The sequence below is a fragment of the Nonomuraea sp. CA-218870 genome, from assembly GCF_050936535.1.
GTDB lineage: Bacteria > Actinomycetota > Actinomycetes > Streptosporangiales > Streptosporangiaceae > Nonomuraea > Nonomuraea corallina.
In genome coordinates this window covers 1898751-1910649 of sequence record NZ_JBNJMN010000001.1, presented here as the reverse complement: position 1 = coordinate 1910649, position 11899 = coordinate 1898751, and the positions used below count along the sequence as shown (strand labels likewise).

Sequence of the window (11899 nt, the reverse complement as noted above, 5' to 3'; positions counted from 1 at the left end):
CCTCCTGGGGGTCGTCAGATGGCGCGGTCGCGGCCCTCCCAGTACGGGGCGCGCAGCTTGCGTTTGAGCAGCTTGCCGTTGGGTTCGCGGGGCATCTCGGCGATGAAGTCGACGGTCTTCGGCCACTTCATCCTGGCCAGGCGGCCCTCCAGCGAGCCGAGGATCTCCGCGGCCAGCTCCGGGCCCGGTTCGGCGCCGGGGGCGGGCTCGACGACGGCCTTGATCTGCTCGCCCCACTCGTCGTCGGGGATGCCGAACACGGCGACGTCGGCGACCTTCGGGTGGACCATGATCTCGTTCTCGATCTCGGCCGGGTAGATGTTCGCCCCGCCGGAGATGATCATGTCGGCCTTGCGGTCGCACAGGAACAGGAAGCCGTCCTCGTCCAGATAGCCGATGTCGCCGACGGTGAAGAAGTCCTTGAGCCGGTTCTCCTCGGTCTTGGCCGGGTCTCCCTTGTACTCGAAGGAGGCGCCCAGCATCTTCATGTAGATCGTGCCGGGGGTGCCGGCGGGCACCGGCTCGCCGGCCTCGTCGGCGATGAGCAGCTCGGTGATGGGCCAGGCACTGCCGACCGTGCCGGGGCGCGCCTTCCAGTCCTGGGGCGTGGCCAGGGTGCCGCCGCCCTCGGTGGCCGCGTAGTACTCGTAGACCACGTCGCCCCACCATCGGAGCATCTCCTGCTTGACCGGTACGGGACAGGGCGCGGCGGCGTGGATCATCCACCGCAGCGAGGACAGGTCGTAGGCGTGCCGGGTCTCCTCGGGCAGGGCGAGCAGGCGCTTGAAGTGGGTGGGCACCAGGTGGGAGCTGGTGATCCGGTGACGCTCGCAGAGCCGGAGCATCTCCTCGGCGTCCCACCGGTCCATGTAGACGACGGTGTGCCCCAGGTGCAGGGCCGTGCCGCCGAACTGGCTGACGGCGGTGTGGTAGCTGGGCGAGGTGACCAGATGGGCGTTGGGCTGTCCCGGGGTGATGCCGAACAGGGCGAGCAGGAACGTCATCAGCTCGGCCCCGTCGTCGGGGTCGAGCCCGCCCAGCGGGCGGCGCACGCCCTTGGGCCGGCCGGTGGTGCCTGAGGTGTAGTGCATGGTGGCGCCCGCGGTCCGGTCGTCGGGCAGGGTGTCCGGCTGATCGGCGGTCAGCTCGTCCAGCGGCCGGAACCCGGGCAGGTCCGCCACGGCGAAGCGCCGCTCGGGGGCGACGGCGTCCGCCGCCCGCACCGCCTCGGTCACGTACCTGGGGTGCGCGACGAACGCCCTGGCCTCGCTGTCGGCCAGGATGTACGCGATCTCCGGCCCGGTCAGGTGCCAGTTGATCGGCGTGTAGTACCAGCCGGCCTGGAGGGCCGCCAGATAGAGCGCGAGCCCGTCGGAGCCGTTGGGCACCAGCCCGCATAAGCCGTCGCCGGCCCGCAGCCCGAGCGCGCGCAGCCCGTGGACGAGCCGGTTGGCCCGGGCGAGGAGGTCGCCTGCCCGGTGCTCGGTGCCGTCGGGGTCCACGGCCGCGATCCAGCCGGGGTCCGCCTGCGCCAGCCGCCAGAAGCCGAGCGTGCCCATCGGTACTCCTCACCAGGTGTTCGAGGCCCCGAGCCAGGCGAAATAAGAACAGGTTCTCATTTCTTTCGGGCAGCGTAACCCGCGGCTATGGTGTGAGCAAGCGCTTGATTTCAGGAGGAGTGAGTGGAGCTTCTGCCGATCAGCACCCCCCACTGCCGCGTGGAACGTGACCACCACGTGGTGATCGTCACCATGGACCGTCCCGAGGCCCGCAACGCGCTCTCCCTCGACATGCTCGTCGGTCTGGCGAGCGCCTGGGCGTACGTCTCGGCCGAGCCGGAGGTCCGGGTGGCGATCCTGACGGGCGCCGAGGGCACGTTCTGCTCCGGCGCCGACCTCAAGGCGATGTCCGCGCCCTCGTCGGACCCCGAGATCGCGGCCCGCGCCGAGCGGATCACGAACTACCACTGGAAGGGCCTGCTCCGCGAGGACCGGCCCGCCAAGCCGGTCATCAGCGCCGTCGAGGGTTACGCGGTGGCGGGCGGCACCGAGCTGCTGGTCGGCACCGACCTGCGGGTGGTGGCGGAGTCGGCCACGCTGGGCCTGTTCGAGGCCAGGCGCGGGCTGTTCCCGATGGGCGGCTCCGCCGTCCGCCTGCCGCGCCAGATCCCGTACTGCCACGCGATGGACCTCCTGCTCACGGGCCGGGCCGTCACCGCCGCGGAGGCGCTGACGATGGGCCTGGTCAACCGGGTCGTCCCCGACGGCCAGGCGCTCGCCGCCGCCCGCGAGCTGGCCGCCGACGTGGCGGCGGCCGGGCCGCTGGCGGTCCAGGCGATCCTGCGCACCTACCGCGACACCGAGGGCCTCCCGGAGGCGGAGGCGCTCAAGGTGTCGGACGAGCTGGGCTGGCCGGTCATCGGATCGCAGGACGCCGAGGAGGGCGCCCGCGCCTTCCGCGAGAAGCGCCCCCCGGCCTACCGGGGCCGCTAGTCGCGGGTGATGCGGTCCAGGCGTTCGAGGGCCTCGGCGAACTCCTCCACCAGGGAGTAGACGACGTCCTTGGTGGAGCGGACCTGGTTGGTGACGCCGATGATCTGACCCGCCGGGAACGTGGACAGCTCGGCTGCGTCGGAGCGGCCGATGCGCCGCAGCGCGTCCGACACCAGCATGAACTGCAGCGGCATCGGCAGGGTGCCGGGCGACTCGGCCGACTCCCAGGCGTCGGTCCACTCGTTCTTGAGCAGCCGGGCGGGCTTGCCCGTCCAGCTGCGGGAGCGGACCGTGTCGCGGGAGGTGGCGGCGAGGATGCGCTGCCTGGCCATCTCGGGGGTGTCGGCCTCCTCGACCGTCAGCCAGAGCGAGCCGGTCCAGACGCCCTCGGCGCCCAGCGCCAGGCCCGCCGCCATCTGACGGCCGTTGCCGATGCCGCCCGCCGCCAGCACCGGCACGTCCACGGCGTCCACCACCTGCGGGATGAGCACCATGGTGGAGATCTCGCCGGTGTGGCCGCCGGCCTCGGTGCCCTGCGCCACCACGACGTCCACGCCCACCTCGACCTGCTTGAGCGCGTGGCGCGGGGTGGAGGCGAGTGCGGCGACCAGCACGCCGTGCGCGTGCGCCTGCTCGACGACGTCGGCGGGCGGCGGCCCGAGGGCGTTGGCCAGCAGCGCGATCGGGTGCCGGAGCGCGACCTCGACCTGCGGCCTGGCGGTGGCGTCCGTCCAGCCGAGCAGCACCCGGCCGGCGTCGGCGTCCTGCGACAGGGGCGGCACGCCGTGCGCGGCGAGCAGGTTCTCGACGAACTGCCGGTGCCCGTCGGGGATCATCGCCTGGAGGCGGCCGACGAGGTCCTCCGCCGGGAAGTCGGCGCCCTCGTAGGAGGCCGGCATGACGACGTCCACCCCGTAGGGCTTGCCGTCCACGTGGTCGTCTATCCAGGCGAGCTCCTGTTCGAGCTCTTCCGGGGTGAAGTAGAGGGCGCCCAGGACGCCCATGCCGCCTGCTTTGCTGACGGCGGCCACCACGTCGCGGCAGTGGCTGAACGCGAAGATCGGGAGGTCGATGCCGAACAGGTCCGTCACACGGGTCCGCATGTCCCGACGATACGGCCGCGAACAGCGAACTGCAACGTGTTCTACTACAAGACCTTTCGCTCGTACTGGCGAGTAACATACGACTAGAACACGTTTCAAATCGCAGTTGTCACGGTCCCGGGAAAAGAAAAGGGCCCGCACACGGCGGGCCCTTCGGGAAAAGCGGGGTCAGACGCGGCGGCGTCCCATCACCACGCCGGCCAGGATCAGCGCGACGCCCACGATGAGCAGCACCAGCGGGATGGTGTTGCGCAGCAGGTTGATCTGGCTCTTGGCGGACTCGGCGTTGTCGACCAGCTGGTTCACCGTCTGGTCGGTCATCTTGGCGGTGGCGACGAAGGCCGCGGCGCGCTCCACGCCGTCCTGCGTCTTCAGCACCTCGTGCCGCTGCACCTCCTGCTTGACCGGGGAGCCGGTGACGGGCTCGACCCAGTAGGTGGTCTTGCCGTCGTACCAGCGGTCGATCTGCACGTCACCGGTCACGTCGGTGATGCCGACGATGTTGGCGGGGATCGTCTGCGTGGAGGTCTTGGTCGGCGGCACGACCTGCTCGAACACGTACGCGTTCAGGCCGTTGACCTTCTCCTCCCGCACGAACCTGGCGTCGAAGGCCGCCCTGGCGGTGGAGTTGAAGACCTTGTACGTCTTCTTCTCCACGTCGAACGGCCACTTGTAGATCTGGCCCTCCAGGGTGACCGGGGCCTTGGCGACGTTCACCCCGCAGCAGTTCACGGCCACGCCGGAGTACTTGTCGAAGGCGCTGCGCCGGTCGGAGATGTCGACCGACCTGCGGCTGTTGGTCACGTCGTTGACCACCGTGGCCTCGTCCCAGACGACGCGGTCGCCGGTGGCGTCCTTCACGTCTCCGCGGGTGGTGACGATGATCTCGAGGTCGGCGTTGAGGACCTTGAGGTCCTGGCGCGAGAAGTACTGCGCGCCCTTCGCCTCCAGGTGGGAGATGCCGAACTGGTTCGCGGGCGCGGAGATGAGCTGCCCGGCCGCCCAGAACTTCAGCAGCGGGGCGAGCGCGATGAAAAACGCGCCGAGCCCGATGAGGACGAGCGTTGAAATACGACCCATCGAGACCTCCGCAAAATTAGAACGTGTTGTCGTCTGTTTCATGTGACCTGCATCAAAGTATGACAATGAGTGATCGACGTCACCTGCCGGACCGGAGCCGCAACCAAATCGATAGAAACATGTTCTATCGTGGTTCCGGTTACCGGACCCGGAGGGTGAGAGCACTGAAGAGAGACGCCGCTCTCGACGGCATCCGCGCCTTGGCCGCGCTCGGAGTGTGGCTGCTCCACGTGGCCAGCAACACCGGCGTGATGTACGGCGAGGGCATGTACGCCTGGCTGCTGTCCCGCCTCGGGATGGCCGTGCCGGTCTTCTTCCTGCTGTCGGGCCTGCTGCTGTACCGGCCGTGGGCCAAGGCCGCCGTGGAGGGCACGCCGCGCCCCGCCGCCGGCCTCTACCTGTGGCGGCGGGCACTGCGCGTGCTCCCCGTCTACTGGCTGGTCGTGTCGCTGGCCCTGTGGGCCTGGACGCCGCTCGACTGGACCGGCTGGGTGGTCTGGCTGCTCCTGTTGCAGAACTACGTCCCGGGCATGAACAACGCCGAGGGCCTCTACCAGATGTGGACGCTGCCCATCGAGATGGCGTTCTACCTGGTGCTGCCGGTGCTCGCCTGGGCGCTGCACCGGTGGGCCGTCAGGGGCGGCAACGTGCCGGTCCGGCTGCTCGGCGGCATCGCGGTGCTGCCGGTCGTCTCCGTCGCCACCGTGGTGGCCTCCCGGGTGCTGGAGATGCCGGAGCTGGCCCTCTGGCTCCCGTACCACCTGGTGTACTTCGCCTGCGGCATGGCGATGGCGGTGCTGTCGGTCTGGCTCGGCGGCAGCCGGGTGATCGGCTCGCTCGCGCCCCAGCTGCTGGTGCTGGCCTTCCTGCTGTACGCGGTGCTCTCCACGCCGCTGGCCGGCCCGCGCACCCTCACCCTGCCGACCCTCGGGGAGTCGCTGTTCAGGGTGACCCTGGAGGCGGCCGTGGCCGTCCTCGCGGTGGCGCCGTTCGCGCTGGCGCCCGACCCCGGCTCGCTGCGGCACCGGCTGCTCGGCAACCCGGTCGCGGCCTACCTGGGCCGCATCTCCTACAGCTTCTTCCTGTGGCACGCCCCCGTCATCACCGTGCACCGGCAGATCACCGGCGACCCGCCGTTCACGGGCGACTTCGTCAGCCTGGCGGTGGTGTCGTTCATCGTGTCGCTGCTGCTGAGCGTCGCCAGCTATCACCTGATCGAACATGTCGCGCTCACGCTCGGCCGGCGCCGGTCAGCACCTGCTCGGCCGCCGGAATCTCCGGCTCCGCAGCCGGTCGCTCCCGCCGCGTGACGAGCCGCCCGAACAGCGCCCCCACGGCCGCGCAGGACAGGAGCTGCGGCACCTGGTCCATCAGCGGCCCCGGCTCGATCCCGTACCCGCGCAGCGTCAGGCCGGCGGCCTGGGCGCCCGCGGCCGCGCAGAACATCACCGCCGTCAGCCAGTACGCGCCCTTCCAGCGCCCGCTCAGCCACAGCGTCAGCGCCCCGGCGGCGACCAGGGCGAGCATGCCGGGCGTGCCCGCGATCCAGTAGCCGAACGCCAGCCCCGCCACCACCGCGTACGGCGCCCGCCAGCGCGACAGCCGCGAGCGGTCCGCCGGGGCGGCCGCGCGGACGTGCTCGGGGCGCGGGCCGAGCGGCACCAGGGAGAGCAGCGCCAGCAGCGCGATGCCGCCCAGCCCGGCGACGAGCGCGAACCAGTAGGTCCTGTCGGGCAGGTACTCCAGCCGCACGGCGCCCGAGGTGCCGGCGGGCAGCTCCCACGCCTGCTTCCAGCCGTCGATCCGGACCGGCCGCAGCGTCCGGTCGCCGATCGTCGCCCGCCAGCCGGCGTTGAAGTTCTCGCCGATCACCAGGAAGGCGTCCTCGGGCGCGCTCACGTGCACCTCTCGCACGGACCGCGTCCAGGTGCCGGCCCACGCCGCCGTGTCCACCTGGCGGGCCGTCCCCGGCAGGGTCCCGACGGCCAGGTTCTCCACCTGGAACGGCTCCCACCCGGCCACCTTGACCCGGTTGTCGCCCTCCAGCAGCTCGGCCTCCTCGCACCCGGTGATCTGCACCGGCCGCTGCTCCAGCAGGTCCCGGTGGCTGCCGGCGACGCGGGTCTCGACGACCCGGCCGTTCACCTCGATCCGCGGCCCGATGCCGCAGGCCAGACGGAGCGGGATGTCACCCGGGGTGCTGGCCTTGGCGACGCCGGGGATGGCCAGCTCGGTGACCTGTACGCGCTGCGAGAGCGGGAAGAACCGGATCTTCAGCTCGGTGGTGGTGATCGGGTCGAAGCGCACGTACCCCCGCTCGTCGACCCGGCCGCCGCGCGAGACGCCGCCGTCGCCCGTGACCACGACGTCGAGCGACTGGGTGTCGCTGCCCGGCCTGCCGACCTGGATGCGGGAGATCTTCTTCTTGCCCTTCCAGGCGACGGTGAGCGCGGGCTCGCGGTCGCCGTCGGCCGGGATCCAGGTGGTGGTCAGGTCGCCGTCGAACGCGGACCGGGGCGCGACCACCGCGTCGTCGCTGAGCTGCGACGTGCCGGACACCCGCGTCACCGCGCCGCTGACCCGGGTGAACCGGTCCACGAGCGCGCTGTCGCGCAGCACGGCCGTGCCGCGCAGCGTGGCCGGCCCCTTCTCCTCAACGGTGAACGTCCGGTCGAAGCCGCTGCTCTCCTCCCCGGTACGGGCCAGCCGCGCCGGATTGCACACCCACCGGTTCACCCCGCGCATGCACCCGGGCCTGGCGTCCAGGCCGCGGTCCATGACGAACACCTCGCCGGAGCCGGGCAGCCGGATCGTCCGCCCGGCGGTCACCCCCGGCACGCTGAGCTCGACGATCCCGGCGCGCTGGCCGTAGACCCAGTCGCCGGGCAGGATCGCGGTGATCGTGATCCGGATCCACGAGGTCGGCCCCTCGGGCAGGGTCAGCCACTGCGGGTCGGTCGTCCGGCTGACCTCCTGCTCCAGGCGGCCGGCCTCGGTCTCCACGGCCACCCGGCCCACCGACTGGCCGAGCAGGATCTCGCCGCCGAACATGACCTGGACGCGGGAGAGCTGACGGCGGGACGGCAGGTCGACCTGGAGCCACTGGCCCGTGGGCGAGCGCGCGCCGTCGGTCTCCCAGCCGGTGCCGACGTCGCCGTCCATCGCCGACCAGGGGCCGCGCGACGGGTCGCTCACCCCGGCGGGCGCGCCGGCGTCGGCCGCCGACGAGGAGGCGGTGATGTCCGCGATGCCGTCGTACTCGGCGGTCGCGGTGTTCTCCAGCCAGCCCTTCTCCAGCAGGTCCTTGGCCAGCACGCCGGTGAAGCCGGCCCGCGCGTCCTCGGTGAGGGTCGGGCTGACGTTGGAGCGCAGCTCGCCGAAGTGCCGTTCGCGCAGCCGCAGCGCGTCGGTCACCACCTCCGGGGCGTCGATCCCGCCGGCGTCGTCGTTCACCAGGACCGGCCCGTCGCCGAGCAGGCCGAGGTCGCCCATGCTGAGCAGCGAGTCGGGGCCGCCGCGCACCCGCAGCGCCTCCCCGGCCGGCCGCACCGTGACCAGGTCGGCCGGCTCCGCCACCTCGTAGAGGTCGAGCGCGGGGAACGCGGCGTCGAGCGCGTCCACGGCGTCGTCGCCGAACACGTCGCCGATCGGCTCGCCGAACGAGCGCACCTTGGTGATGCCGGGCGACTCGCTCATCGCCTCGTGGATCCGGGCCGGCCAGGCACCCTTGAGCTGCTCCCTGAGCAGGTCGTTACGGGCGAGCACGTAGCGCACGCCCATGCGCTTGAGCACCTCGGTCAGCCCGGCCGAGCCGTGCCCGGCGGTCAGCCGCTGGTCGACTGCGTCCAGCAGCCGGCTCATCCCCACCGAGCCCGGCGGGGTGATCTGCCGGGCCGTCCACCGGACGCCGGACAGGGGCTGGAGCGGCTCGTCCATCGGCCGGCCCCACACGTACTCGCCGAACGCAACGCCGGGCACGACCAGCACGCCGGACTCGCCCGCGTTCTCGTCCAGCCAGGCCGCGGCCTCCCGCCAGTGGTCGGGCACCTGCTTGAAGACGCCCGGGTACGCCAGACCCTGGTTGAAGACCGGCAGGACCAGCGCGGCGAACGCGGCCACCGCCACGGTCCGCAGCGGCAGCCTGGCCCGGCCGAGGACGCTCGCCAGCAGGTGGGCCAGGCCGAACGCGAGCGCGAGCCGGATCAGCGGGTCGAACTTGCGCAGGTTGCGCAGCGGCGCGAGCGGGCCGTCGAGCAGCCACCGGATCGGCTCGGCCACCGCCGGCTCCAGCGCGCTGATGTGCCCGGCGGTCACCGCGGCCGTCCCGACCAGGAAGAGCGTGACGAGGAAGCCCTTGGCGGGCAGGTCGCGGCGGGCCAGCCCGGCCAGGCCCAGCGCGGCGATGACGCCGGTGACCGCGACCATGGCGCCGGAGGTGGCGATCGCGTAGCCGGGCGGCTGCTCGAACACGCCGCTGAGCGGCAGGAAGCGCACCCAGTCGGAGGCGCCGCGCAGCGCGTTCGTCAGCGACGTGACCTGCGTGGTCGCGGCGGTGGTCTCGGTGTAGGGCAGGAACGAGAACGCGTACCGGCCCACCAGCAGCAGCGGCAGCGACCAGAAGAGGGTGGCCACCGTGACGGCGGCGGTCCACCAGCCGAGCATCCGCCAGCGCGGCACCGGGCGCGGCCGGGTGAGGATGTAGACGACGGGGGCGACCAGCACGGCCAGCACCGCGACCGCGTTCACCCCGCCGCACAGCGCCACGGCCAGCCCCGACCGGACCGCCGCCCTGGCGCGCTGCCCCGTCTCGGCGGCGGTGAGCAGCGGGATCAGGATCCACGGCAGCATCGCGGCGGGCAGCCACTCGATCGAGATCTCGCCGACGATCGACAGCGCGCGGGGGGCCAGCGCGTACGCCAGCGCGCCGGCGATCCGGGTGCCCGGCGTGCCGATGCCGAGCTTGCCGGCCAGCCGTTCCGCGCCCAGGAACGCCGCGCAGAACAGCAGCGTCAGCCAGAGCCGCTGGGTGATCCACGGTTCGACGCCGGCCAGGTCGCCGAGGGCGAAGAACGGGCCCATCGGGAACAGGTAGCCGGCCGCCTGGTTCTGGAGCTGGCCGAAGTGCTGCAGGTCCCACAGGTGGGTGGCGCGCTCCAGCCAGCCGAGCGGGTTCAGCGCCAGGTCGAGCTTGGTGTCGGAGATCAGGTGGCCGGGCTTGGTGGTGAACGCCAGGATCGCGAAGCCGGCGCAGCACAACAGCAGCCAGAACCGGTGCCGGGCTCTGTCCGTCACCGCTCCTCCAGGTTCGCACCGCTGATCAGCGCCATCAGGCGATCGGCGCCGGCGTCCCAGGAGAACCGGCCAGCCCATTCACGACATTTCATGTTATAGGCGTCAGGGCCCTCACGAGTCAGCTCGTCCAGGGCGGTGGCGAGGCCCTTGGCCAGGTCCGTCGCCGGCGAGCCCGTGTCGGGCACCAGCCAGCCCGTCTCCCCGTCCCGTACCGCGTCCCGCAGCCCGTCCACGTCGAACGCGACGGTCGGCACGCCGAGCGCGGCCGCCTCCACCACGGACAGCCCCCAGCCCTCGCCCTGCGAGGCGCTGACGTGCACCCACGCCGAGGCGATCAGGCGTTCCTTCTCCTCCTCGGGCAGATAGCCGTGGAGGGTGACGCCCTCGGGCAGCCGAGCGCGCAGCGCGGCCTCCTCCGGGCCGCGGCCGACGACGTCGGCCCTCAGGCCGGGCCACCGCTCGCGCAGCTCCGCCACCGCGTCCAGCAGCACGTCCACCCGCTTGTGCGCGACCAGCCTGCCGACGCAGACGACCCGCGGGGCCGGGCTCCTGGCGACCTCGGGCGGCCGGCCGGCGCTCACGCCGTTGTGCACCACGTGGATCGGGCCGGTCCAGCCCAGCCGCTCCCGCATGGCGCGGACGGTGGACGGCGACACGGCCACGCTCGCGCGCCCGCGATAGGTCCAGCGCGACACCGGCCCCTCCAGGAACCGTCCCACCGCGGCCAGCCACCACGGCAGGTGCACGCCGAACTGCCGGTCGTGCACGTGGTGCACGACCAGCAGGATCCGGGTACGGCGCGGCAGCACCCACGGCGTGAAGAACGGGATGCCGTTCTGGCAGTCGAGCACCGCGTCGAACCTGGCGCGCCTGGCCAGCAGCCAGAGCAGCACCAGCGGATAGACGGTGAACACCCCGCCCATCCGGCGGACCCGTACCCCGTCGCTGGTCTGCGCCCGTGACTGACCGGGGGCCCGCGCGGTCACGAAGCACACGTCGTGGCCCGCGCGGGCCATCCGGCTCGCCATCTGCCAGGCGTAGGTCTCGGCGCCACCGGAGTCGGGGTGCCAGGGGTCGCGCCAGTTGACGACGGCCACCTTCATGGAGTGATCATGGAGTGTTCACGGATATCCGACGGGGTCGAGGGGAGGTTCCCAGGCGGGCGAGACGGACGCGGGCGGGAAGGCCCGCAGCCGCAGCCAGATCCGGCCCAGCTCCAGCAGGATGCCGAAGCTGTGCCGGGCCGGGGAGAACCGCGATCCCGGCATGTCACGCCAGTGGACCGGGATCTCCAGCACCCGGGAGCCGCGACCGGTGCAGCGCGCGAGCAGCTCCACGTCGAACGCGAACCCGGGGGTGCGGAGTTCGGCCGCCACTTCGCGGGCCAGCGGCCCGTCGAAGAACTTGAACCCGCACTGGGTGTCGCTCACCCCGCGCACCAGCGCTCTGGCCAGTGCGCGGAAGCCGACCGCGCCGATCTCGCGGACCCGGCTGTGACGGTTCTCGACGCTCGAGGACGTGTGCGCCCGCGAGCCGATCACGACCCGCTCCCCGGAGAAGAGAAGGCCGAGCGCGACGTCGACGGCGGCCAGGTCGGTGGCCATGTCGGCATCGCAGAACCCGACGAACGGAGCACGGGTCCCGATCAGTCCCGCACGGACCGCCGCCCCCTTCCCGGGCTCGGGGCAGCTCACCAGCCGGACCGGTACCTCGCCCTCGGGCCAGGTGCGGACGATCTCGGCGGTGCCGTCCGTGCTGTTGTTGTCGACGACGATGACGGCGGTCGGAAACGGCATGCGGGCAAGCTTCGCGCACAGCTGCAGGAGCCCCCCGGGAAGTCGGCGTTCCTCATTGTGGGCGGGAACGACGATCTCGAGCAGTGGTCGCCGGCTCGCCCTCGCGTCCCTGGCGGAGGAGGGCGACATGGCGGCG

The 11899-nt window shown here is 72.2% G+C and carries 8 protein-coding genes; 2 read left to right on the top strand and 6 right to left on the bottom strand.

Going from position 1 to position 11899, the window contains the following annotated elements:
- Positions 1-14: 14 nt before the first annotated feature.
- Positions 15-1559 carry an acyl-CoA synthetase gene (locus ACQEUU_RS09480; protein WP_433063044.1) on the bottom strand — a complete coding sequence of 515 codons (1545 nt, stop codon included), beginning with the start codon at positions 1557-1559 and terminating at the stop codon, positions 15-17.
- Between the two features lie 123 nt (positions 1560-1682).
- Here ACQEUU_RS09480 and ACQEUU_RS09475 point away from each other — a divergent pair, with 123 nt between their 5' ends.
- Entirely contained in the window at positions 1683-2492 is an 810-nt protein-coding gene (locus tag ACQEUU_RS09475; protein ID WP_433063042.1) for a crotonase/enoyl-CoA hydratase family protein, read from the top strand.
- Here the strand turns inward: ACQEUU_RS09475 and ACQEUU_RS09470 are convergent.
- Both ACQEUU_RS09470 and ACQEUU_RS09465 read right to left on the bottom strand, forming a co-directional pair.
- Positions 2489-3595 carry an NAD(P)H-dependent flavin oxidoreductase gene (locus tag ACQEUU_RS09470; RefSeq protein ID WP_433063040.1) on the bottom strand — a complete coding sequence of 369 codons (1107 nt, stop codon included), beginning with the start codon at positions 3593-3595 and terminating at the stop codon, positions 2489-2491. The two genes, ACQEUU_RS09475 and ACQEUU_RS09470, sit on opposite strands and share 4 nt — an antisense overlap.
- A gap of 168 nt (positions 3596-3763) precedes the next feature.
- Entirely contained in the window at positions 3764-4675 is a 912-nt protein-coding gene (locus tag ACQEUU_RS09465) for a DUF3068 domain-containing protein (protein WP_433063037.1), read from the bottom strand.
- Between the two features lie 155 nt (positions 4676-4830).
- On the opposite strand from ACQEUU_RS09465, the gene ACQEUU_RS09460 reads away from it, so the two are divergent.
- The gene (locus tag ACQEUU_RS09460; protein WP_433063035.1) at positions 4831-5985 is read left to right on the top strand and encodes an acyltransferase family protein; all 1155 of its coding nucleotides are present in this window, start codon (positions 4831-4833) and stop codon (positions 5983-5985) included.
- On the opposite strand, the gene ACQEUU_RS09455 is transcribed toward ACQEUU_RS09460, so the two are convergent.
- The 3 genes from ACQEUU_RS09455 to ACQEUU_RS09445 are packed head-to-tail and all read right to left on the bottom strand — an operon-like array spanning position 5906 to position 11892.
- A complete protein-coding gene (locus ACQEUU_RS09455) occupies positions 5906-9967 on the bottom strand; it encodes an alpha-(1->3)-arabinofuranosyltransferase domain-containing protein (RefSeq protein ID WP_433063032.1) in 4062 nt (1353 codons plus the stop codon). The two genes, ACQEUU_RS09460 and ACQEUU_RS09455, sit on opposite strands and share 80 nt — an antisense overlap.
- Entirely contained in the window at positions 9964-11070 is a 1107-nt protein-coding gene (locus ACQEUU_RS09450; RefSeq protein ID WP_433063029.1) for a glycosyltransferase family 4 protein, read from the bottom strand. Before ACQEUU_RS09450 ends, ACQEUU_RS09455 begins: the two co-directional genes overlap by 4 nt.
- Positions 11071-11088: 18 nt before the next feature.
- The gene (locus ACQEUU_RS09445; protein WP_433063026.1) at positions 11089-11892 is read right to left on the bottom strand and encodes a glycosyltransferase; all 804 of its coding nucleotides are present in this window, start codon (positions 11890-11892) and stop codon (positions 11089-11091) included.
- Between the last annotated feature and the right edge of the window lie 7 nt (positions 11893-11899).